Below are 21,318 nucleotides of genomic sequence, written 5' to 3' on the forward strand. Positions count from 1 at the left end.
CTCCGCCTACCCCACCACCCGCTCCGGCGGAAAGCGCAGCCGCACCGTCGTGCCGCGCCCCGGTGCGCTGTCGATGGCGATGCTGCCGCCATGCAGGTCCACCAGGGCGGCGGTCAGCGGCAGGCCGAGGCCGGAGCCATGCTGGGTCACCGTCATCGGATCATGGGCGGGATCGTGCAGCTGCGCGAAGGCGGTCAGCGCCTGCGGGATGCGGTCGGGCGGCATGCCGCGGCCGTCGTCGGTGACCGCCAGGACCAGACCGCCATCCGCGTCACGCTCCGCCGTCACCGTCACATGGCCGCCGGCAGCGGTGAATTTCAGCGCGTTGCCGACGAGGTTGGTCAGCATCTGCCGGACCAGCGACGGGTCGGCCCACAGCAGCGGCAGATCGGCCGGCAAGCGGGCGGACAGTGTCACGCCCGACCGCTCCGCCCGGCCCGCCATCATCGACAGGGTGGCATCGACGATCAGGGCCGGCGGGCAATCCTCCTCATGCAGGTCCAGCCGCCCGGCCTCGATGCGGGCAAGGTCGAGCAGGTTGTTGATCAGTTCCAGCATATAGTCGCCGGCGGCGACGATCTGGGCCGCCGCCTCGCCATAGCGCGGGCTGTCGGGCGGTCCCAGCAGACGGTCGCGCAGGATCTCGGCGAAGCCGATGACCGCGGTCAGCGGCGTGCGCAGTTCATGGCTCAGGTGGTGGACATACTCGGACTTGCGGCGGTCGGCTGCGGCCAGCTCCAACATCTGGGCCTTCAGGTCGGCCCTGTCGGCCGCCCCCTCCACCAGGATCAGCTCGCAGTCCGGCACAGGCCCGATGCGGGCGGTCAGCGCGAGTGGCGGGCCGCCGGCTCCCCTGACGATCACGGCGCGCCCGGTCTTCGTCTCGCCGGTGGCCGCCACCGGCCCGGCCGGCTCGACCCGCAGGCTGCCGCCCACCGCATCGGGGTCAAGCAGAGCGCGGGCCGTCCCGTTCAGCCAGACCACGCCGCCATCCTCCGCCCGCGCCAGCCACAGCGGCGTGGCAAGCCCGCCCAGCAACTCCAGCGCCGGCAGACGGTTCAGATCGGGCATGGTAACGGACAGGGACGGCATCGGCTCCCCGGCGGCAGGCGTTCAGGATGAGGAAACTTGCGTCCTGGACGGATAACACAATGGCATGAAAACAGCCAGTCGTTGAGTCGACCCCATTCACCCGTCCGCCGGCGTGTCCCAGTAATGGCAGGCCACATGATGGCCGGGAGCCACCTCCTCCAGCGTGGGAACGGCCTGGGCGCAGAACTCCCGTGCCAGCGGGCAGCGGCGGCGCAGCGGACAGCCGGCCGGCTGGGCGAAGGCCGACGGCGCGTCGCCCTGCAGCGCCGGGCGTTCGCCATGCGCCGCCGCCAGCATCGCCCGGCTGTAGGGGTGCAGCGGCGCCGTCCGCAGCGTTCCGGCGTCGGCGCTCTCCACCACCCGGCCGGCCAGCATCACGACGCCGCGATGGGCATCGCGCAGCCCCTCGTCATACCGCTCGGTCGCCAGGACCAGCGACAGCCGGCGGCGGTCGCGCACCGCCATCAGCGTGTCGAGGAAGGTCTCACGCTCCTCCGCCGACAGGCTGGATGCCGGCTCGTCGGCGACCAGCACGCGCGGCTCCGACAGGATGGCGCGGGCGAGGCCGGCATGGGCGGCCTCCGCGACGCTCAGCGCCGACGGCCAGCGGAGCGCCGCCTCCGGACGCAGGCCGGCCTCTTCAAGCGCCTCGTCGATGCGGTGGTCGCGGCGGTCGGCGGCAATGTCCGGACGCAGGCTCTCCAGCACGAGGCCGAACTGGGCGCCGAGCGTCATCGCCGGGTCGAAGGAGGCGGCCGGGTCGGGGAACAGCGGTTGCAGGTCTCGCCGGGCGCGGCGCAATCCGCCACGATCGGGGTCGTTGGCGTCCCCCGTGGCCGGCGGCGCCGTGGCCGCCATCAGGTCGCGGCCCATCCACACCACCGCGCCTGCCGTCGGCGGCGGCAGGCACAGCAGCGAGCGGGCGAGCGTCGCCTTGGCGCTGCCGGTCTCGCCCAGCAGGGCCAGCGTCTCGCCCGTCCGCAAATCCAGATCGATGCCATGCAGCACCGCCAGCGACCGTGCCTCCCCCCGCGGGCCGGGGGCGAGCGGATAGGACATGCCGACGCCGCGCGCATGCAGGCGGGCGGTGCCGGGCGGCTCCAGCGGCGTCAGCGGTTCGGTCCGTGCCGGGTTGGCCGGCAGCAGACGGGCGCGGCGCAGCGCCAGCACCCGGTCGGCCGGACCGGCCAGCCCGTCCTCCGGCCGTCCGGCCAGGATCAGGGCCACCCCGTCGGCCCGCGCCCAGTCGGCCAGCCGGTGGAGAAGCCGCAGCCGCACCGTCGGGTCCAGCCCGGCGGCCGGCGCGTCGGCCAGCAGCACCGCCGGCCCCACCGCCACCGCCATGGCGAACAGGCAGGCCCAGCGCAGCGACTCCGGCAGCTGTTCCGGCGGCAGGTCGAAGCGCCGGGCGGCAGCGGGAATGCCCATGCGGTCCAGACCGTCGGCCATGCGGCGCAGCGACGACCGCAGATCGAGCCCCAGATGGTGGCCGACCACCTCCGCCACCTGCAGGGCCAACGGCCGGCGCGGCGCCAGCCGGCCGCCCTGGGCGATCAGCAGATGCCCGTCGATGCGGGCGCCCCCCGCCATGTCGACGCCGGCCGGCAATTGGCCGGCGAGCGCCCCCAGCAAAGCGGTCTTGCCGCTGCCGGCCCCGCCGGTGATGGCCAGAACCTGCCCGCGCTCCACCCGCAGAGTGGCGCGGTCGAGCAGGACGCGGTCGCCCAGCATGAGGGTCAGCGCCTCGGTCTCGACCGGCGCGGGCTTCGCGGCTCCAAGGACGGATGCATCGGTCATGGCTTGCGGTGTCCGGCCGCCATGCCGTCGGCGATGGCGCAGGCGGCCCACAGGGCGAGCGCCAGCAGCAGGGCCGGCGGGACGAAGGCCACCGGGTCGCCCAGCCGCGCCGCCAGCCCGACCGAGGCGCCCCAGCTGCCCAGGGCCGGCGGCAGGCCGAGGCCGAGCAGGCTGGCGAAACTCTCCGCCGCCAGAACCCGCGGCAGGGCCAGCACCCCGGCGGCCAGCAGCGGGCGCGTCAGGTTGGGGATCAGGTGCCGGCGCACCACCTCGCCTTCCGGCAGGCCGGCGGCGCGGGCGGCGGTCAGGAACTCCGCCCGCATCAGGCCCGACAGCTCGGCATGGGCGAGAACCGCGACCGCCGGCGCCGCTGTCAGCGCGGTGACCAGAGCCAGCAGCCAGACCGGCCCCGTCAGCCCGCCGGCGAGTGGAACCAGCAGGGCGAGCGGCCAGCCGGCCATCCGTTGGGCGGCGGCGATGGTGCGCCGCTCCGCCCGGCTGCCCACCAGCGTGCCGAGCATCCCGGCCAGCAGCGCCCAGCCGATGCCCAGCAACCCGCCCAGCACCGCGGCCAGCAGGGCGAAGGACAGGCTGCCCCGCCCGTCGAGCAGCGCCGCGGCGACCGGGTCGGCGTCCAGCCGGTGCACCGCGCTGCCGTCGGCCATCAGCGGCGCCGCGGCACAGGCGAGCGCCAGGGCGGCGAGGATGGCGGCACCCGACAGCCCGCGGGCGAAGCCGGCACGCGGGGTCTCCGGCGGAACCGGATGGGAAAGCGGCGGTTGGTCGTACTCGGCCATCGGGGTCCTTCTTCGGTCACGCCCCTTCGTAGGGCGTGGAGCTGTGGTTGGCCGGGTCGATCCAGTCGCGCACCCCGAGGCCCAGCGCGTTCAACAGGGCGGTCAGCCCGCCCAGCGCCACCAGGACCGGCACCGCCCCGGCGGCCGATCCGGCGCGGGCGGCATCGACCATCAGCGCGCCCGCTCCCGGCAGGTCCAGCAGGCTTTCCAGCGCCACCGCGCCGACCATCGCCGCCAGCACCGCAGCGCGCAAGCCCCCCATCACCGGGGCGACCGCCTGCGGCAGGGCGTGGTGGCGCAGCACGGTGCGCTCGTCCAGCCCCAGCCCGCGGGCCATCCGCACCGCCCCACCCTCCGGCCCCGGACCCAGGGCGCGGCCCATCGCCGGGCGCGCCAGCCGGGCGGCTTGGCAGGCGGCGGGAATCGACAGGGCGGTCCAGCCCAGCGGCGCCGCCGACGCCCCCGCCCGAACCGCCAGCGCGGCGAGCGCGGCCAGCAGGAAGCCCGGCAGCAGCGGCCCGGCTCCGGCCAGCAGCCGCCCGACCAGCCCGCCGGCCGACCGCGGCGCGACCGCGGCCCAGGATCCGGCGAGCGTGCCAAGCGCGGTTCCGACAGCCAGCGACGGCAGCGTCAGCAGAAGCGTCACCATCAGCCCGCGCAGCAGCGCCATGGCGGCATCCGGCTGCGGCGCCACCAGCGCCGACAGCCCCACCCCCGCCACCATCGGCAGGACGGCGGTCGGCACGGCATCGATCAGGCGGCGGATCACAGGACGCGGCATCTGGGCAGGGGACCGGTGGGGAAAGACCATATATAGGGCGACATGCGACCGTAAGCGCCCCTCCCCCGCCGGGCAACAGAATTAGCGTCGGGCGCTAACTCCGTCCGATCGGACCGTACCGGTTTCGAGGATGGCGACCAGTTCGCGTTCGACAGGCGGCGGCAAGCCCAGGCTCTTGAGCTTCGCAATCGTCGCCTCGACCGGATAGCGGAAGGACTTGAGCTCGAAACGACCGTCCTGGCAGACGGCGTAGCTTGCCAGGGTCGTGCCGTTGCGGGGCTGGCCGAGGCTTCCCGGATTGAGCACCACCCTGCCGCCGATCCTGCGCAGCATCGGCACATGGGTGTGCCCGACGAGGAGGACATCGGCCTGCACTCCGTCGAGTTCCCTCTCCCACCCGGCTGCATCGCCGGGGTGCCGGCCATAGAGCGGGTCCGACGGCATCGCGTGCGTCAGATGAAACCGGAGGCCGTCGCGCACGGCCTGCGCCTGCTGCGGAAGCCCGCGCAGATAGGCCTTCTGCGCGTCGCCAAGGGCGGACGACGAGTGGCGTCTGGTCGCTTCGGCCATCGGACGATAGCGCGCGCTCCAGCGTCGGTCGTCGTCGTGCGCCACCGCATGGTCGTGGTTTCCCTGGATCGCCAGGGACGCCTTTTCCATGATGTCGGTGACGACGTCGTTCGGTTGCGGCCCGTAATTGACGAGATCGCCCAGCACCCAGAGTTCGTCATACGCCTCGGGCAGGGCGCGCAAGGCGTCGTGGTTGCCGTGGATGTCGGATATGATGACCAGCTTCACCATGGCCTCCCGGTGTCAGACGCGGATCAGGACGACGCCCAGCAGCAGGGACGCCGCACCGGCCAGCCGGGTGGGGCTCACCGGATGGTGGGGAAGCCCGAACAGGCCGAAATGGTCGAAGGCAAGCGAGCCGAGCATCTGTCCGACGACGATCAAAGCGAGCACGGTCGCGGCGCCGAGGCGGGGAACCATCAGGATGGCGATCCCGATGAACAGCGCGCCGAAAAGACCCCCCGTCCATGACAGCCACGACGTCGGTCCGGCCAGCTGGTCGGTGAGCCGGGGACCGGAGGAGGTCAGCGCCACCGCCAGCATCGCCAGCATGCCGACGAGGTAGCTGACGAAGCCCGCCCACCAGGGCGATCCGAGCTCGGCCCGCAGGTTTGCGTTCAGAACCTGCTGCAAAGCGACGCTCACGCCGGCACCGACGACGAGAAGGTAGGAAAAGGCGGACAAGGCGGCGGTCATGCCATACTCCCCCGAAAACATGCCGGCCGGCATGGAGGGCTTTCCATGCGGGCGCTTCCCGGAAGATGGATAGCAGCGCCGTACCTCAGCCGTCTGGAACGCATGTGACCAAACCGCGGCCTTGCCCATGCAACCGGGGCTTGATTACGATTGGGCAGACGTCGATTTTCCGAAAGGGCTGAGCCCGGAAGCGGGGTGGTTCGTCATGGCGGTGTCATTTCAGTTTCCCAACGACATGGGCAGCGGCGGCATGTGCAGCGGTGGCGCCTGGAACTATTGGCGCCCGCTCAGCCGCGACATCGTCGAACTCGGCGTCGTGTGCGGACAGGACGTCTCGCTGCCGGTGCATTTCCATGAAGAGGACCAGCTGACATTCGTCCTGTCAGGGCACCGGCGCTTCCTGATGAAGGACAGGCTGTTCGATGCCGCACCGGGCGAGGGGGTGAGAATTCCGGCCGGAACGCCGCACAGCTCCCTTTCCGAATCGGCCGATGTCTTCTGCATCAACATCTATACGCCACCCGGGCTCTGCAACGCCGCGGCCCTGTTTGCCGGGATGGCGCGGCTGTGGCGGCGGCAAGGGGGCATCGGCTGGCCCGATCTGGCGGCGATGATCGAGAACCACCGGTGCGAGGACGGCATGCCGCCGCAACGGGTGGAGGCGATGCCCCCCTCCTGGGAAACGGTCGGCGAAGGGGCTCGCCTCGCCGGGATGAGCCGCGAAGGCTTCTCGCGCAGGTTCCGCAAGCAGCATGGCGTCCCGCCGCAGCTCTTCCGGCTGTCCGAACGATTGAACGAGGCGCGGCGCCTGCTGCGCGCCGGAGAACCGGTCGCCGCCGTGGCGGCCGAAGCGGGCTTTTCTGATCAAAGCCATCTCGGCCGCTGTTTCCGGCGCGCCTTTGGCGTCACGCCGGGCAACTACCGCCGGAACCTGCCGCCCGTTCCCTGAGCCAGCCCCCTGAGGTCGCCTCCCAAGGCCGGGCGGGGACAATCCCGACCGCCGCGCTTGACTTACAGCACCAGTTTTGTACTATATGCCTGCCTGCTCCGCCGGAGAGGCCTGGGCCCGCCGACTGGGGGTCCTGAACCCGTCATATCGCTTTGCACGAGGATGTGACATGAGCACCGCCATCGCCCTCCGTTCGCCCGATTCCGGCGAATCCCTGTCCCGCTACATCAACGACACGCACCGTTACCCGGTCCTGACGGCCGAGGACGAGTACATGCTGGCCAAGGCCTGGACCGAGCATGGCGATGTCGATGCGGCGCACAGGCTGGTCACCAGCCACCTCCGTCTTGTCGTCAAGATCGCCGGCGGTTACCGCGGCTACGGCCTGCCGCTGTCCGACCTGATCGCCGAGGGCAATCTCGGCTTGATGACCGCCGTCAAGAAATTCGAACCCGAACGCGGCTTCCGCCTGTCCACCTACGCGATGTGGTGGATCAAGGCCTCGATCCAGGATTACATCCTGCGGTCCTGGAGCCTCGTGAAGATCGGCACCACCGCCGCGCAGAAGAAACTGTTCTTCAGCCTGGGCCGCCTGAAGCGGAAGCTGGGCGAGTATGGCAGCGGCGATCTGCATCCCGACAGCGTCACCAGCATCGCCACCGACCTGTCGGTGCCGGAGGATGACGTGGTCGCCATGAACCGCCGGATGTCGGGGCCGGTGGCCTCGCTGAACGCGCCGATGAGCGCCGACGGCGATTCGGGCGAATGGCAGGATCTGCTGGCCGACGAGCGTCCGTCGGTGGAGGAGTCGCTGGTCGAACGCGGCGAGGCCCGCCAGCGCAGCGCCCTGCTGCACGAGGCGATGACCGTGCTGAACGACCGCGAGCGCGACATCCTGACCAGCCGCCGCCTGTCCGACAGCCCGCTGACCCTGGAGGATCTTTCGGTCCGCTACGGCGTCAGCCGCGAGCGCATCCGCCAGATCGAGGAAAAGGCCTTCGAGAAGGTCGCCCGCCAGACCCGTGTCCTGGCGGCGGCCGTCGCGGCCTGACGCGAAGGCTGCGTCCGGATTCCGCGCCAGCTTCGGCAAGCAGCGCCGTGTAACCCCTCCATCAGCGCCGGCGGTCTCCGCCGGCCTCGTGGAGGCGGTCCATGTCGAAAACCATTCCCCGAAGCTCGGCGATCAAGGTCATCAAGGACGCGCTGGCCCTGTATGAGAGCAACAGGATCAGCCGCTGGCAGGTCATCAACCGCCTGATCCATCTCGGTCTGTCGGCGGACGACGCCAACGTCATCGCCGACCATGGCAGCATCCCGCCGCACATCCTGGGCGCTCTCGGCGTTCCCCGCCGATGAGTGCCGCCACCGGTTTCGACGCCGACCTCGGCACGGCGCTGCGCCTGCATCGGGCCGGATGCTGGGCACAGGCGGTGTCGGTCTACGACCGGCTGCTGGGCGACCCGCCGGTGCAGGCGGCGCAAGCCTATTCCAACCGCGGCGCTGCCCTGCGCCGGCTCGGCCGGGCGGACGAGGCGGCGGCCTCCTGCATCGAGGCGCTGGTCCGCTGCCCCGACATGGCCGAGGCCTACGCCAACCTCGGCGCGATCCTGCAGGAAGCCGACCATCCGCTGGCCGCCCTCGACGCCTGCCGCCGGGCCGTCGCGCTGGCCCCCAGCCTCTACACCCCCTATCTGGCAATGGCGCATGCCAGGCAGGATTGCGGCGATCCTGCCGGCGCGCTGGCCCTGCTGCGCCGCGCAGCCGCCCTCGCCCCGGCAATGCCCAGCGTGCGCTATAATCTGGCCGAGGCGCTGCTCCAGCACGGGCTGTTCGAAGAGGGCTGGCAGGCGTACGAGGCGCGCTGGCAGGCACGGGAGCTGGCGCTGACCCGGCCCGCCTGCGCCAAACCCGAATGGACAGGTCAGGACATCGCCGGCAAGACCCTGCTGGTGGTGGAGGAGCAGGGGTTCGGCGACACCCTGCAATTCGCCCGCCTGATTCTGCTGGTGAAGGCGCGCGGCGCGCGGCGGATCGTCCTGCACTGCCGGGCTCCGCTGGTCCGGCTGCTGGCCGGCATGGAGGGCGTCGATACGGTGACCGCCGCCCTGCCCGATCCGGGGGCATACGATCTCTGGGTGCCGCTTCTGTCGCTGATGCAGCGGCTGGCGGTGACGCCCGACCGCATTCCGGCGGCGGTGCCCTATCTCACGCCCCCGCCGGATGCCGTCCGGCACTGGAGCGAAGCGTTGCCGGAGACGGAGGATTTGCGGGTCGGGCTGGTCTGGGCCGGCGACCCGCGGCTGGGCCATGCCGCCGCCAGCCGGACCGACGCCCGTCGCAGCCTCGCCCTTGCCCAGCTTGCGACGCTGCTGACGGTGCCGGGCGTGTCCTGGGTCAGCCTGCAAAAGGGGCCGGCGGCGGCTCAGCTGGACAGGCCCGCGGTCTTCGACCCGATGCCCGGAGTCACCGACTTCGCCGACACCGCGGCCATCGTCCGGCAGCTCGACCTCGTGATCGGGGTGGACACCGCCGTCGTCCATCTTGCCGGTGCCCTGGGCGTGCCGGCGTGGGTGCTGTCGCGCTTCAGCGGCTGCTGGCGCTGGCTGCTCGACCGCGACGACAGCCCCTGGTACCCGACGCTCCGCCTGTTCCGCCAGCAGCGCCCCGACGATTGGACGCCGGTGTTAGCGCAGGTCCGCGAAGAGCTGTTGCGCGCGGTGCAGCTCCCCCGCCATCATCGCGGCCCGGCTTGAGTACAGTGAAATTCCTCAAGGACCCTGCGATGCCGACCGTCCTGCCCACTGTCCTTCTGACCGGCTTCGAGCCGTTCGGCGGCGAGCCCGTCAACCCGTCCTGGGAGGCGGTGCGGCAGCTGGACGGTTGGGAGTGCCGCAGCCACCGTATGGCCGCCCGGCTGATGCCCTGCGTGTTCGGCACGGCGCTCGATGCGCTGGAGCGCGCGGTGGCGGAAACCGATCCGGTGGCGCTGCTCGCCGTCGGGCAGGCCCAAAGCCGGGCGGAGCTGTCGCTGGAGCGGGTGGCCGTCAACGTCGACGACGCCCGCATCCCCGACAATGCCGGCAACCGGCCGGTCGATGCGCCGGTGGTGGCGGACGGTCCCGCCGCCTATTTCGCCAGCCTGCCGGTCAAGGCGATGGCAGCTGCCCTGCGCGACGCCGGCATCCCCGCCGGCCTGTCGCACAGCGCCGGCAGCTTCGTCTGCAACCACCTGTTCTACGGCGCCTGCCATCTGCGGGCGGTGCGGCGTCCGGGCCTGCGCGTCGGCTTCCTGCACATCCCGCTCGCGCCGGAGCAGGCGGTGCGCCACCCCGGCATGCCGTCGATGGCGATCGATCAGGTGGTCGCCGGCCTGCGCATCGCCGTGGACACCCTGCTGGTGACCGCCGAAGACCGACATGAGCCGGCCGGCACGCTGGAGTAATTGTCGACCTACCCTACCTCGGTCAGCAGCCATTCCTTGAAGCGGCGCACCCGGCGTGCCCGCTCGGCGCCCGGTGCGTGGGCGATCAGGTAGCGGCCGCGCGGCCGCAACGTCTCGGTGAAGGGCTGGACCAGCCGTCCCGACGCCACATCGTCCCCGACCAGGAAGACCGGCAGCAGGGCCACCCCCATGCCCGCCGATGCCGCTTCGATGATCATGAAGAAATGCTCGAAGGCCAGCGACAGCGCCGCCTCGGGCAGCGGCAGGCCGAAGGCGGCGAGGTAGACGCGCCAGGAATCGGGCCGGGTGGTGTGCTGCAACAACCGGTGCTGCGCCAGGTCGGCGGGATGGTGCAGCGGCGGGCCCTGCTCCAGCAGCGACGGCGCGCAGAAGACGCCCATCGCTTCCGGCATCAGGGTCGCGATCTCGGCTCCCGGCCATTCCTCCACGCCATAGCGGATGGCGACGTCGATGCGCTCCTTGGCGAAATCGACGCGGTGCTCGCCGACGCTGACCTCGACCTGGATCTCGGGGTTCTCCGCCTGGAAGCCTTTCAGCCGCGGAATCAGCCAGCGCTGCGTCAGGGTCGGCAGCGCGCTGACCCGCAGCACCCCGCCCTCCTGCGCGCGGGCCGCCCGCGCCGCCGCGGCGATGCGGTCGAGCGCCGCCGACGCCTCGCCATAGAAGGCCGCCCCGGTCGGCGTCAACTCGATGCCGCGGCCGACGCGGCGGATCAGCTCGACCCCCAGATCGGCCTGGAGGGTCTGCATCATGCGGCTGACCGCCCCCTGGGTCACCGACAGCTCATCCGCCGCCCTGGTGAAGCTGAGATGGCGAGCCACCGCGACGAAGCTGCGGACGGCGTTGAGCGACGGCAGGACGCGGTCGGGCATGGGCAATCCGAATCATGAGTTGAACTCATAAATCTCTGCCCGAGAACTCGTTTGTCAAGTGTGCCGGGATACGCTCTGCTTGGGGCACCAACAGCCCCCTGGCAGCCCCCTGGCAGCCACACTGGCAGCTCACCGCCACCCGGTCGCGAAAGGCCACCTCTCCGATGACGACGCTGACGCCCTTCCACATCGCCTTCCCGGTCGACGATCTGGCCGCCGCCCGCCATTTCTACGGCACCGTCCTGGGCTGCCCGGAGGGACGCAGCAGCGACGAGTGGATCGACTTCGACCTGTTCGGCCACCAGATCGTCGCCCATTTGAAGCCGCGCGACCCCAGCGCCGCCCCGGCCCACCACAACCCGGTGGACGGCCACGACGTGCCGGTCCCGCATTTCGGCGTCGTGCTGCAGCCCGCCGACTGGGACGCCTTCGCCGAGAAGCTGAAGGCCGCCGGCATCAAGTTCGTGATCGAGCCCTACACCCGCTTCAAGGGTCAGGTCGGCGAGCAGTCCACCATGTTCTTCCTCGACCCTGCCGGCAACGCGCTGGAGTTCAAGGCCTTCGCCGACATGTCGAAGCTGTTCGCGAAGTAACCGGTTTGGAAGGATGGGCCGCGGGCCGTCCTTACGGATAGGCCCGCCGGCACACCGCCGCGATGGTCTCGCGGAGCCAGCGGTGGGCCGGGTCCGCCTGCAAGCGTGGATGCCAGATGGCGGAGATGGCGAAGTCCGCTGTCCGGACCGGCAGTTCGAAGCTTTCCAATCCCTGGCCGACTGCATGGCCGGTCGTCACCCCGTTGCCCAGGCAGGAGCGCGGGACCGCCGCGATCAGGTCCGACCCGGCAGCGACCCGCATCGCGTCGGGGTAGCGCGGAACCACCAGGGGCACGGCGCGACTGAGGCCCAGTTCAGCCAGCGCGTCGTCGACCGGTCCGTGGAACCTGCCACGGCGCGACGCGGCGACATGGCCGCAGGCGGCATAGCGTTCCGGCGTCACCGCGCCGTCTGCCAGCAGCGGATGCCCGCTGCGGGCGACGCCGACCAGCCTGTCGCGGAACAGACGCTGCGTCAGCAATTCCGGCGCCGAGGTGCCGAGCACACCGATCTCCAGGTCGATCCGCCCGTCCCGCAGCGGCTCTGCCTCCTTGTCGGGCTTCGGCACGAACCGCAGGCGGACATGCGGTGCGGTGTCCGCCACCGCGGCCATCACCGGCGCCGCCATCAGCTCCACGAACCCCTCGCCGGCCCGGATGGTGAAGGTACGATGGAGCGACGCGAGGTCCAGCCGGCCGGCGGCGGGCTGGAGCACCGCCTGCACATCGCGGCAGAGCGCATGGACATGGCCGGAAATCTCTTCGGCATAGGGCGTCGGGACAAGGCTGCGGCCAGCCTGGACCAGCAGCGGATCGCCCGTCACCCGGCGCAGCCGCGCCAGCGTCCGGCTCATGGCGGACGGGCTCAGGCCCAGACGGCGGGCGGCACCCGTCACGCTGCGTTCGGTCAGCAGCGCGTCCAGCGGCAGGAGAAGGTTCAAGTCGATGGCCTGCATCGGCGCAGGATAACCGGGCAGACAGCCGACGCATAGCGCCGGACGCAATCGATCTTTGCATCCTGTGCGTCTGGCGCAAGGCCGGGGCTCCGGACATATGGAGCATGGACATCGACAGCAGGAGCCACGATCCCATGAACCATCTCCCCACCGAGTCCGGCCGCAGCATTCTGCTGGTCGGCGCGTCGCGCGGCCTCGGCCATGCCATGGCGGCGGAATTCCTGAAAAAGGGCTGGAGCGTCCTCGGCACGGTGCGCGGTTCCAATCGCACCGAACTGCACGATCTGGCCGACGCCCATCCCGGCCGGGTCGAGATCGACAGCCTGGACATCTGCGCGCCCGACCAGTTGACCGCGCTCCGCGACAGGCTGGCGGACCGGACGTTCGACATGCTGTTCGTCAATGCCGGCACCGCCAACCGCGACCCGTCCCAGACCATCGGCGAGGTTTCGACCGACGAGTTCATCAACGTCATGACCACCAACGCCCTCGGCCCGATGCGCGTCATCGAAGGCCTGGAGCGCAACGTCACCGCCACCGGGCTGATCGGGGTGATGTCCTCGGGTCAGGGAAGCGTCGCCAACAACCTGTCCGGCCAGCGGGAGCTTTATCGCGGCAGCAAGGCGGCGCTGAACATGTTCATGCGCAGCTTCGCGGCGCGTCAGGCCGGCACCGGCCGTCCGCTGGCGGTGATGGCGCCGGGCTGGATCCGCACCGCGCTCGGCGGCGCCGATGCGCCGCTTTCCATCGAGGACAGCATTCCGAAGCTGGTCGATGTCCTCCTCGCCAAGCTGGACCGGCCCGGCCTGGAGTATCTCGACTATCAGGGGCGGACCGTTCCCTGGTGAGCGGCGCTGCGCCTCACCCGCAACCCGCCATCATCAGCCCCAGCGTCTTCTCGTCCGCCCGGTCCGGCATCACTTCGCCGACGATGTGGCCGTCGAACATCACGACGATGCGGTCGGACAGCGCGCGGATCTCGTCCAGCTCGACCGACACCAGCAGGATCGCCTTGCCCTGGTCGCGCAGGGCCACCAGCCGGCGGTGGATGAACTCGATGGCGCCGATGTCGACGCCGCGGGTGGGCTGGCCGACCAGCAGCAGGTCGGGGTTCCGCTCGATCTCGCGGGCCAGCACGATCTTCTGCTGGTTGCCGCCGGAGAAGTTGGCCGCCGCCAGCGACCCGTCGCGCGGGCGGGTGTCGTACTCCTCCATCCGGCGGGCGCAGCTCTCCGCCACCGCGTCGCGGTCCAGCAGCACCCGGCCGTTCCAGGCCGGATCGTCCTGGAATCCCAGGATCGAGCATTCCTCCGCCGAGAAGCTGGTGACGAGCCCAACCTTCTGCCGGTCCTCCGGCACATGCCCGACACCCAGGCCGCGCAGCGCGCGGGCGTTGAAGCGGTCCGGGCGGCCGGCCAGCTCCTCCCCGCGCAGGCGGACGGAACCGCCGGCGATGGGCCGCATGCCGGCCAGCGCCTCCAAGAGTTCGGACTGGCCGTTGCCGGACACGCCGGCGATGCCGACGATCTCGCCGGCCCGCACCGACAGGCCGACGCCCTTCACCCGCTCCACCCCGGAGGGATCGCGCACCCGCAACCCCTCGACCCGCAAGACCTCCACCCCCGGATTGGCCGGCGTCTTGTCGACACGCAGCAGAACCTTGCGGCCGACCATCATCTCGGCCAGTTGCTCCCGGCTGGTGTCGCGGGTGGCGACGTTGGCGACCACCTGCCCGCGCCGCATCACCGTGACGTTGTCGGTCAGCTCCATGATCTCGCGGAGCTTGTGGGTGATGATGATGACCGTCTTGCCCTGCTGGCGCAGCGCCCGCAGGATGCGGAACAGATGGTCGGCCTCCTGCGGGGTCAGCACCCCGGTGGGCTCATCCAGGATCAGGATGTCGGCGCCGCGGTAGAGCGCCTTCAGGATCTCGACCCGCTGCTGTGCGCCGACCGGCAGGTCGCCGACCGGGCTGTCGAGATCGACCTCCAGCCCATAGTCGCGGGCCAGCCGGGTCAGCTCGGTCCTGGCACGGGCAAGGCCGCCCGCCAGGGTGATGCCGCCTTCCGCCCCCAGCAGCACATTCTCCAGCACGCTGAAGGGGTCCACCAGCATGAAGTGCTGGTGGACCATGCCGATGCCGGCGGCCAGAGCGTCGCGCGGGGTCCGGATGGCGGCAGGATTGCCGTTCACCCGGATTTCCCCGCTGTCGGCGCGCAGATAGCCGTAGACGATGCTCATGATCGTCGACTTCCCGGCGCCGTTCTCGCCGATCACCCCATGGATGGTGCCGGCCGGGACCGACAGCGACACCTCGCGGTTGGCATGGTTGGTGCCGAACCACTTGTTGATCGCCACCGTCTCCAGGGCGATCTGCACGCGACCTTCAGTCATCGAGGCATCCAAGCTCAAGGCTGATACGGCTTGACCGCCAGCGAGCCCGCGATGATCTGCTTCTTCGCCTCTTCCAGCTTCGCTTCCATCTCCGGCGCGATCAGCTTGCGGTTGTTGTCGTCCAGCGCATAGCCGACGCCGTCCTCCTTCAACCCAACGACCCGGTGGCCGGCCTTCCAGCTGCCGTCCTTCGCCGACTTCATGCAGTCATAGACGACGACGTCCACCCGCTTGACCATCGATGTCAGGACCTTGCCGGGATGGACATGGTTCTGGTTGCTGTCGACGCCGATGGACAGCTTGCCGGCATCGGCCGCCGCCTGCAGCACGCCGAGACCGGTGGCGCCCGCCGCGGCGAAGACCACGTCGGCCCCGCGCGAGAACTGGCTCTTGGCCAGTTCGGCGCCGCGGCCGGGATCGTTCCAGGCGGCAGGCGTGGTGCCGGTCATGTTGACGAACACCTCGTCGGCGGCGGCGACATGCTTCACGCCCTGCTCGTAGCCGGTCAGGAAGTTGCGGATCAGCGGGATGTCCATGCCGCCGACGAAGCCGACCTTGCCGGTCTTCGACGCCAGCGCCGCCGCCATGCCGACCAGGAAAGACCCTTCTTCCTCCTTGAAGGTCACGGACTGCACGTTGGGGGCGTCCAGCTTGTCGTCGATCAGGCAGAACTTGGTGTTGGGCGATTCCTTCGCCACCTTGTCCACCGCCGCGGTCTGCGAGAAGCCGACGGCGACGATGACCGAGGCGCCGCGGCGCACCAGCGTGCGCATCGCCTGCTCGCGCTGGCCCTCGTTGGTGATCTCGAACTCGCGGTAGGCGGTGCCGGTTTCCTTCTTGAACCGCTCGGCGCCGTTATAGGCGGCCTCGTTGAAGGACTTGTCGAACTTGCCGCCCTGGTCGAACACCACGGCCGGCGAGAAATCGTCGGCCAGCGCCGGGGCGCCGCCGCCGACTCCAGCTCCGGCCGCGGTCACCGCCAGCATGGCTGCAAGAATACGCGTCTTCATGTCCCACCCACTCCCGACTGCGGAAACTTGACCCAAAGGATAACCGCGCCATGATTTCACACAACAGGGAAAGCGGACGAAACAACGGAGCGAATCGGGACGCCCCCGGTTGACGCCAGGGACAGGGGCGTTTATCACCCCCGCCGACAGTCATTGCGACGAACTGGCGATGGACACGGCCATCTGAACTTGGCCATAAAGAAATTGGGGGCGACGCTCGGTGAACGAAGTCTGGGTGCTCTTGCAGGGAATCGTTCTCGGATTCGCCATCGCCGCACCCGTCGGGCCGATCGGCCTGCTGTGCATCCGCCGCACCCTTCAGCACGGCCCCCTGATGGGCTTCTTCACCGGATTCGGCGCCGCGGTGGCCGACACCTTCTATGGCGCCATCGCCGCCTTCGGCGTGTCGGCGGCGCTCAGCTTCCTGCGCGGGCATGAGATCGCCTTCCAGCTGATCGGCGGCATCTTCCTGCTGGTGGTGGCGGTCCGCACCTTCCGCCAGCATCCCGACGCCGACGAGCGCGAGGCGGCTTCCGCCCCCGATTCCAAATCCTGGCTGGCCGGCTTCATGACCGGCCTGTCGTTGACCCTGACCAACCCGGCGACCATCATGGCCTTCATCGCCATCTTCGCCGGCTTCGGACTGGGCGGCACGCTGGACCGGCTGGAGGCCTCGACCCTGGTGCTGGGCGTCTTCATCGGGTCGTCGCTGTGGTGGATAACGCTGTCGATGGGGGTGGCCGCCGTTCGCCACCGCATCTCCGACCGCGGGCTGACCATGCTGAACCACTGCACCGGCGTGGCGCTGGGCCTGTTCGGCCTGTGGGCGCTGGGCATGGCCGCCACCGGCATCGTCGGGATGGCGACGGCCTGACCCCCCGGTCGGCAACCGCCTCTCAGCAGCCGGCCGACGGCGTGATGCTCGGCGCCTCCGCGGCCGTGCCGCCCTTGCGCAGCAGATGCAGGTGCTTCGACAGCCGCCACAGATAGAGGCCCACCAGCACCACCAGCAGCCCGATGGTGAAATAGCCGACCAGCCGGTGGGCGAAGGGCCATGTGGACAGCATGTAGCCGGTCCAGGCCAGCAGCAGCGTCCACAGCACCGACCCGATGCCGGACGCCAGCGAATAGTTCAGGATCGACATCTTGCAGGCACCGGCCGGGATCGAGATCAGCGTCCGCACCCCCGGCACCGGCTGCGAGAACAGCACCGCCAGCCCGCCGCGCTTGGCGAACCAGTCGGTGCTCTGCCGCACCTTCTTCGGGTTGATGGTCAGCCAGGGGCCGTATTTCTTCAAGAAGGCCTCCAGCCGGTCGCGACCCATCAGCCGGCTCGGCAGGAACCACACCAGCTGTCCGGCCAGCGAGCCGAGCCCGCCGGCGATGGCGACCCCGACCAGCGTGAATTCCCCGGTCGCTGCCCCGATCCCCGCAAGCGGAATCACCGACTCGGCCGGGATCGGCGGGAAGACCCGCGCCAACGCCACCAGAAAGAAAATCCCGACATAGTGAAGGTTGTGCATCACCTGCACCAGCCAATCCGTCAAGCCGCCTGCCAAGCCACGTCTCCCCTGCCGGAATCCAGCCGCATCCCGAAAACGGCCCGCCGTCATGAAGAGTTCCCGACCGCGAAAAGCGCAAACGGCGGGGGCTCCGGACGGTCGGGATCGCCGGAACGCGCCGCGGCAGCGGGGGCTCAGGTGTCTTCCAGCGTCGCGGGGGGCCGGCAAGGCCGCCGACGAGGCCGGCACCTCGTCGAACGAAGTGCTGTCCGCCGCCTCGCTGCTGTCGCAGGAGACAGGGCGCCTGCCCAGCGAGGTGGATGGCTTCCTGTCGCGGGTCAGGGCGGCCTGACGGGCCAACAAAAGGCTTAACAGCAGGCCGGAACGCAGGACCAGACCCCGGAAGGGCGGAGACGGCGGGGCGTTGGATTGAACGTGCCCGCACATCCCCGAAATCCCCGCCCTTCCGGGGGGGGCCGGCCACCCTGGCACCGAATGGAGGACCGGCCGGAACAGGACAAACCGGATCGGGAATCCTGTCTGGAACGATTCAAAGAATGGCTATAAACACCTGATCAGTCCAATCGATTTTTCAGGATACCCCGATAGGAAAAACCGATTGGCGTGGGATGGAGCGGCGGTTTCCCGCTCGCTTCCCCCTGGCCCCTCACCCGTTGAACAGGGTCGCGTCGATCCGCCGGACCATCGCCACCAGCCGCGGCGCGAATTCCTCCTCCAGCTTTTTCAGATCGACCATGAAGGCCGGTCCGCCGCAGTTGAAGGCCAGCACCTGAGACCCGTCGCGCGGCACGAAGGGAACGCCGACGGCATGGACCTCCGACTTCCAGGCGCCGATGGAGCGGCAATAGCCGCGCGTCCGGTAATCTTCGATGGCCTGGAGGATGCCGTCGCGGATCTCCGGCCAGCGCTCGCCCTCATGCTCCTCCAGTTTCGCCATCAGCGGCGCGCGTTCCGCCTCCGGCAAGGCGGCCAGATAGGCGCGGCCCATGCCGGTGGTCGACAGCTTGATGTGGGAGCCGACATCCAGCGACAGGGTTATCGGGCCGGTGGCCTTGCAGCATTCCAGATAGATCATGCTCAGCCGGTCGCGCCCGCCCAGCGCCACCGCCAGCCCGGTCTGGTCGGCCAGCTCCTGCATCAGCGGGCGGGCGACCTGCCGGATGCCCATGCCCGACAGGCTGGCATAGCCGAGCGCCAGCACCGAGGTGCCGAGCCGGTATTTGCCGGTGTTCTGGTCGTAGGAGAGGTATCCCAGCTTGGCCAAGGTGTAGGTCAGCCGCGACACCGTCGGCTTGGGCAGGCCGGTGCGCTGCGCCAGTTCCAGATTGCCGAGCATCGATTCGTTGCGGCGGAAGGCGCGCAGCAGTTCCAGCCCGCGGGCCAGCGCGGTGACGAAGCGCGGATCCTTCTCGTCCTCCGCCAGATCGTCGGCGACCAGAGCCTCTTCCCGCCTGCGCATGCCCGAACCCTCCCGCAAACCAGTGCGGGACGATCCTGACAGTGGGGGGCCGGCACGTCAACGAAACAGCATTCCGCAGTGCGAAATTTACTGTACGAGACTCACTGCGGCCAGCCTGTGCCGGCGCTACTGGGTCGCCCCGAGCCCCAGCGTCACCATGCGTTCGTACAGCGACGCGCGCGAAATGCCCAGCAGCTTCGCCGCCCGTGCCTTGACGCCGTTCGCCTCCTCCAGCGCCGCGGCGATGGCGTGGCGCTCGGCGGCGTGCAGCACCTCCTGCAACGGCCGCGCGCCGGGCGCCAGCGGCAGGGCCGACGCGCCGGCCGGATGCTGGCCGGGCAGCACGCTGCGGATGTGCGGTGCGGTCAGGATCGGCGCGTCGGTCAGCGCCACCACCCGCTCCAGCGTGTTGTAAAGCTCGCGCACATTGCCGGGCCAGTCATAGTCGCGCAGCACCTGCACCGCCGATTCCAGCAGCTCGCGCGGCGGCGTGCCCTGCTGGATCGCCAGCTGTTCCAGGATGCGGTCGGCGATGCTCTCGATGTCCTCCGGCCGGTCGCGCAGCGGCGGTAGGGTGATCGGCACCACGTTCAACCGGTAATAGAGGTCGGCGCGGAACTGCTTCTCGCGCACCAGGGCATGCAGGTCCCGGCTGGTGGCGGCGATGATGCGCACATCGACCCGCACCACCTTGTTGGAGCCGAGCGGCTCGATCTCCCGCTCCTGCAACACGCGCAGAAGCTTGGCCTGCACCGGCAGAGGCATGTCGCCGATCTCGTCCAGGAACAGGGTGCCGCCGTTGGCGAGCTGGAACTTGCCGTCGCGGTGGCGACGGTCGGCGCCGGTGAAGGCGCCGGGGGCGACGCCGAAGAACTCCGCCTCCAGCAGGGTTTCCGGGATGGCGGCGACATTGACGCCGACAAAGGGCTTGGACGCCCGCGGGCTGGCGGAATGGATGGCCTGGGCCAGCAGCTCCTTGCCCGTCCCGGTTTCGCCCAGCAGCAGGACGGTCGAATCCATCTGGGCGGCGCGGCGGCCCAGCCGCTTGATCTCGCGGATCGATTCGCTGGCGCCCAGAAACTGCGAGAAGGAGTATTTGGCGCGGCGCTCATGCGCCAGCTCCTGCTGGGTGCGGGCCAGTTCCTCCTGCATCTTCTCGTATTTGCGGACCAGCGGGCGCAGATATTCGGCGCGGTCGAACAGCACGAAGCCGATGGCGCCGATGATCGAGCCGTCGATGCCGAACAGCGGCATCCGCGTCACCACGAAGGACCGGTCGTCGAACTCCATGATGTCCAGCGGCTGCGGCTGGCCGCTGTCGATCACCCGGCGCAGCTGGCTGTTGGGGATGACGTCCTCCACCTGCCGGCCGCGCGGATCGCCGGGAACGCCCAGCAGAGCCTTGTACTTATCGTCCATCCAGGCGATGCGGCCGGTGTGGTCGACGGCGACGGCGCCGACGCACATGGATTCCAGATGTTCGAACAGGGAGTGGACCGCCCGCTGGCGCAGCGCTTCGAAATCCACGGTGTCGCCCACGTCACCCTCCCAAACGGGACCGATCTTCGTCGTCCCGGTGTCGAGGCCCCTTGCGATGCCCGCTTTGGGGTCTGCTGCGTTGCAGCGCAATTTGCCAACAATATCAGAGGTCAACATAGTAGCCCATCCGTCGGATTAAAGGGAAGGCGCACAGGATCGGGCGGGTGCGCGCGGTTATCCGCACCCGTTCATCAGACCAGACCTTTACGGAACGGCTCGCAGGCGCGCTTTTTAAAAAGGCAACCCGGACCTGTTCTCTACATCCTCCGCCATACCCCTTCGCGATTTCCGGATTTTCAACTCACGCGGGTGAGGGGTGAGGTGGGATGAGGAAAAAGAGGGGGACCTTTCGGTCCCCCCTGGGGGAGTTCCGTTGGAAGTTCTGTCGGAAGTCGTGTCGGGAGTTCTGCGGAAATGGCCGGCGGGGTCAGTGCCCCCGCTTCGGCAGGCGGGCCAGCAGTTCACCGACGATGCCGCGGCGGAAGACCAGCACGCAGACGACGAAGATGCAACCGATCACCACCGGCACCGGCAGGCTGGTGGAGGCGAGGTAGCTTTCCAGCGTCACCACCAGCCCCGCACCCACCACCGGCCCGAACAGCGTGCCCATGCCGCCCAAGAGCGTCATCAGCACCACCTCGCCCGACATCTGCCACGTCACGTCGGTCAGCGAGGCAAGCTGGAACACCAGAGCCTTGGTGCCGCCGGCAAGGCCTGCCAGAGAGGCCGACAGCACGAAGGCGACCAGCTTGTAGCGGTCGGTGCGGTAGCCGAGCGACACCGCGCGCGGCTCGTTCTCGCGGATCGCCTTCAGCACCTGGCCGAAGG

22 protein-coding genes are annotated in these 21,318 nt (G+C 69.9%); 8 read left to right on the forward strand and 14 right to left on the reverse strand.

The window, feature by feature from the left end; translation table 11 throughout:
* Positions 1-6: 6 nt before the first annotated feature.
* The 6 genes from GBZ48_RS08075 to GBZ48_RS08100 all read right to left on the reverse strand — a co-directional run bounded on the left by GBZ48_RS08075 (position 7) and on the right by GBZ48_RS08100 (position 5,733).
* Positions 7-1,092 carry a sensor histidine kinase gene (locus GBZ48_RS08075; protein WP_174470552.1) on the reverse strand — a complete coding sequence of 362 codons (1,086 nt, stop codon included), beginning with the start codon at positions 1,090-1,092 and terminating at the stop codon, positions 7-9.
* Between the two features lie 96 nt (positions 1,093-1,188).
* The gene (locus tag GBZ48_RS08080) at positions 1,189-2,889 is read right to left on the reverse strand and encodes an ABC transporter ATP-binding protein (protein ID WP_174470553.1); all 1,701 of its coding nucleotides are present in this window, start codon (positions 2,887-2,889) and stop codon (positions 1,189-1,191) included.
* Positions 2,886-3,686: an ABC transporter permease subunit gene (locus tag GBZ48_RS08085; protein WP_174470554.1), complete on the reverse strand. Its 801-nt coding sequence runs from the start codon at positions 3,684-3,686 to the stop codon at positions 2,886-2,888. Before GBZ48_RS08085 ends, GBZ48_RS08080 begins: the two co-directional genes overlap by 4 nt.
* A gap of 16 nt (positions 3,687-3,702) precedes the next feature.
* Positions 3,703-4,467, reverse strand: a complete 765-nt coding sequence (locus GBZ48_RS08090) for an ABC transporter permease subunit (RefSeq protein ID WP_174470555.1) — start codon at positions 4,465-4,467, stop codon at positions 3,703-3,705.
* Between the two features lie 81 nt (positions 4,468-4,548).
* Positions 4,549-5,268, reverse strand: coding sequence for a metallophosphoesterase family protein (locus GBZ48_RS08095; protein WP_209798217.1), 720 nt, complete (start codon positions 5,266-5,268; stop codon positions 4,549-4,551).
* Positions 5,269-5,280: 12 nt separating this feature from the next.
* Entirely contained in the window at positions 5,281-5,733 is a 453-nt protein-coding gene (locus tag GBZ48_RS08100; protein WP_174470556.1) for a DMT family transporter, read from the reverse strand.
* Between the two features lie 205 nt (positions 5,734-5,938).
* Between GBZ48_RS08100 and GBZ48_RS08105 the strand changes: the two genes are divergently transcribed.
* From GBZ48_RS08105 to pcp, 5 genes are all read left to right on the forward strand, one after another.
* Positions 5,939-6,682, forward strand: a complete 744-nt coding sequence (locus tag GBZ48_RS08105) for a helix-turn-helix domain-containing protein (RefSeq protein ID WP_209798218.1) — start codon at positions 5,939-5,941, stop codon at positions 6,680-6,682.
* Positions 6,683-6,851: 169 nt separating this feature from the next.
* Positions 6,852-7,733 carry an RNA polymerase sigma factor RpoH gene (gene rpoH / locus GBZ48_RS08110; protein WP_174470558.1) on the forward strand — a complete coding sequence of 294 codons (882 nt, stop codon included), beginning with the start codon at positions 6,852-6,854 and terminating at the stop codon, positions 7,731-7,733.
* 101 nt (positions 7,734-7,834) lie between these two features.
* A complete protein-coding gene (locus GBZ48_RS08115; protein ID WP_174470559.1) occupies positions 7,835-8,038 on the forward strand; it encodes a hypothetical protein in 204 nt (67 codons plus the stop codon).
* Positions 8,035-9,435: a tetratricopeptide repeat protein gene (locus tag GBZ48_RS08120; RefSeq protein WP_174470560.1), complete on the forward strand. Its 1,401-nt coding sequence runs from the start codon at positions 8,035-8,037 to the stop codon at positions 9,433-9,435. Before GBZ48_RS08115 ends, GBZ48_RS08120 begins: the two co-directional genes overlap by 4 nt.
* Before the next feature lie 29 nt (positions 9,436-9,464).
* Entirely contained in the window at positions 9,465-10,124 is a 660-nt protein-coding gene (pcp, locus tag GBZ48_RS08125) for a pyroglutamyl-peptidase I (protein ID WP_246307059.1), read from the forward strand.
* 8 nt (positions 10,125-10,132) lie between these two features.
* Here the strand turns inward: pcp and GBZ48_RS08130 are convergent, their stop codons facing one another.
* Positions 10,133-11,017, reverse strand: a complete 885-nt coding sequence (locus GBZ48_RS08130) for a LysR substrate-binding domain-containing protein (protein ID WP_174470561.1) — start codon at positions 11,015-11,017, stop codon at positions 10,133-10,135.
* A gap of 164 nt (positions 11,018-11,181) precedes the next feature.
* Here GBZ48_RS08130 and GBZ48_RS08135 point away from each other — a divergent pair, with 164 nt between their 5' ends.
* On the forward strand, positions 11,182-11,610 hold the full coding sequence (locus GBZ48_RS08135) for a VOC family protein (RefSeq protein ID WP_109050266.1): 429 nt from the start codon (positions 11,182-11,184) through the stop codon (positions 11,608-11,610).
* A 31-nt stretch (positions 11,611-11,641) separates the two neighbouring features.
* On the opposite strand, the gene GBZ48_RS08140 is transcribed toward GBZ48_RS08135, so the two are convergent.
* Positions 11,642-12,565, reverse strand: a complete 924-nt coding sequence (locus GBZ48_RS08140; RefSeq protein WP_174470562.1) for a LysR family transcriptional regulator — start codon at positions 12,563-12,565, stop codon at positions 11,642-11,644.
* A 134-nt stretch (positions 12,566-12,699) separates the two neighbouring features.
* On the opposite strand from GBZ48_RS08140, the gene GBZ48_RS08145 reads away from it, so the two are divergent.
* Complete coding sequence (locus GBZ48_RS08145; protein WP_174470563.1) at positions 12,700-13,413, forward strand: SDR family NAD(P)-dependent oxidoreductase; 714 nt, start codon at positions 12,700-12,702, stop codon at positions 13,411-13,413.
* Between the two features lie 13 nt (positions 13,414-13,426).
* On the opposite strand, the gene GBZ48_RS08150 is transcribed toward GBZ48_RS08145, so the two are convergent.
* Both GBZ48_RS08150 and GBZ48_RS08155 read right to left on the reverse strand, forming a co-directional pair.
* Entirely contained in the window at positions 13,427-14,959 is a 1,533-nt protein-coding gene (locus GBZ48_RS08150; RefSeq protein WP_174470564.1) for an ABC transporter ATP-binding protein, read from the reverse strand.
* A gap of 14 nt (positions 14,960-14,973) precedes the next feature.
* Positions 14,974-15,969 carry a BMP family lipoprotein gene (locus GBZ48_RS08155; RefSeq protein ID WP_174470565.1) on the reverse strand — a complete coding sequence of 332 codons (996 nt, stop codon included), beginning with the start codon at positions 15,967-15,969 and terminating at the stop codon, positions 14,974-14,976.
* A gap of 220 nt (positions 15,970-16,189) precedes the next feature.
* On the opposite strand from GBZ48_RS08155, the gene GBZ48_RS08160 reads away from it, so the two are divergent.
* Positions 16,190-16,843, forward strand: coding sequence for a LysE family transporter (locus GBZ48_RS08160; protein WP_174470566.1), 654 nt, complete (start codon positions 16,190-16,192; stop codon positions 16,841-16,843).
* A 22-nt stretch (positions 16,844-16,865) separates the two neighbouring features.
* Here the strand turns inward: GBZ48_RS08160 and GBZ48_RS08165 are convergent, their stop codons facing one another.
* From GBZ48_RS08165 to GBZ48_RS08180, 4 genes are all read right to left on the reverse strand, one after another.
* A complete protein-coding gene (locus GBZ48_RS08165; protein WP_174470567.1) occupies positions 16,866-17,528 on the reverse strand; it encodes a DedA family protein in 663 nt (220 codons plus the stop codon).
* Positions 17,529-18,138: 610 nt separating this feature from the next.
* Complete coding sequence (locus GBZ48_RS08170) at positions 18,139-18,951, reverse strand: IclR family transcriptional regulator (protein WP_109050272.1); 813 nt, start codon at positions 18,949-18,951, stop codon at positions 18,139-18,141.
* A 126-nt stretch (positions 18,952-19,077) separates the two neighbouring features.
* Entirely contained in the window at positions 19,078-20,490 is a 1,413-nt protein-coding gene (locus tag GBZ48_RS08175) for a sigma-54 interaction domain-containing protein (protein WP_343049430.1), read from the reverse strand.
* 427 nt (positions 20,491-20,917) lie between these two features.
* Positions 20,918-21,318 (reverse strand): branched-chain amino acid ABC transporter permease (locus tag GBZ48_RS08180; RefSeq protein WP_174470569.1); only part of this gene is annotated, 401 nt, incomplete at its 5' end.

This window comes from Azospirillum melinis, assembly GCF_013340935.1.
GTDB lineage: Bacteria > Pseudomonadota > Alphaproteobacteria > Azospirillales > Azospirillaceae > Azospirillum > Azospirillum melinis.